Consider the following 1,059-nt stretch of genomic DNA (forward strand, 5'->3'; position numbering starts at 1 on the left):
CATATATAAGTAGCACCAAGGCACATACATCATCTGCTTACATTCTTATTATTCCAGAATTTTCAGAGACTCATTAATTCACTCACTCACTCACACACACACACACACCACAGCAATAGTATTTTCTGAAAACCCAACCCCAAGATCCAACACAAAGACACGCCCACAGAACTAATTAACACATGATCTAAACCACCACTGACACACCATCACTCTCACTGATCACAAACATGAAACTGAAACTGAACTGAAACCATCACCAACACACACAACAGATTAGCTAAAACGAGATAGCCCCCTCCTCCTCCTCCAAAAACGGATTTAGATGGAGAGAGGGAGACCTGGAAGAAAGGCTTAGCCTTCCCTTGCCGATAAGACTTGCCTTCTTTCTTCTTCTGCCGCCGCCGCCGCCTGCTCGCTCGCCGACCACCGCTGGAAGCCATGGCAGCACGCATGCTAAGCTTCGTCCCGACCTGCAGCTCGCACTCACAACACTTCACACCTCTGAAAGTGCGATAGCTTGGCACCTCTTCTTCCTCCTCCTCCTCTCTCTCTCTCTTCCTCGGCATCGCTCTCCTCCTCCTCCTCCATCCATTCCCCTCCTCCTCCTCCTCCTTCCTTCATCGTCGTCGTCGCCGCGCGCAGCGAACTATGCACAAATTAAACTAACAGCTGACACAAACTACTAAGCTCCTCTTCGTGTTCAAGAACTCGAGCGATGGAACACAGAATGATTATGAACGCTAGTAGCAGCTACTCGCTAAGCTAGCCGCGGTCGTAGGCCTGGTGGAGGCGGGACATGTCCTCGGTGGGCTTGGGCGCGAGGAGGCGCAGCGCGTTCCTGATCTCGACGTCGGTGCAGCGGTTCATGGCTCCATAATGAAGCAGGAGCAGGCCAAGCTGGCAGCCTCCTCTATCGACAGCATTGTCAATGGTGGTGATTCCGGGAAGGAACCAATTATTGCTGGCCACGCTGAAGTAGCTGTTGCTCAAGTCGAGGTGAAGACGCTTGTTGCGCAGCCTGCTGAGATTGCTGGTCCTAGTGAGGGGGTCACGGTG

Annotated in this window: 1 protein-coding gene; it reads right to left on the reverse strand. The window is 52.2% G+C overall.

Annotation, left to right across the window (positions count from 1 at the left end; translation table 11 throughout):
• Window positions 1-765: 765 nt before the first annotated feature.
• The coding region (locus NK662_RS24500) for a hypothetical protein (RefSeq protein ID WP_254761329.1) at window positions 766-1,059 on the reverse strand (294 nt) is incomplete at its 5' end.

This window comes from Ectobacillus ponti (assembly GCF_024294785.1).
GTDB classification, from domain to species: domain Bacteria; phylum Bacillota; class Bacilli; order Bacillales; family Bacillaceae_G; genus Ectobacillus; species Ectobacillus ponti.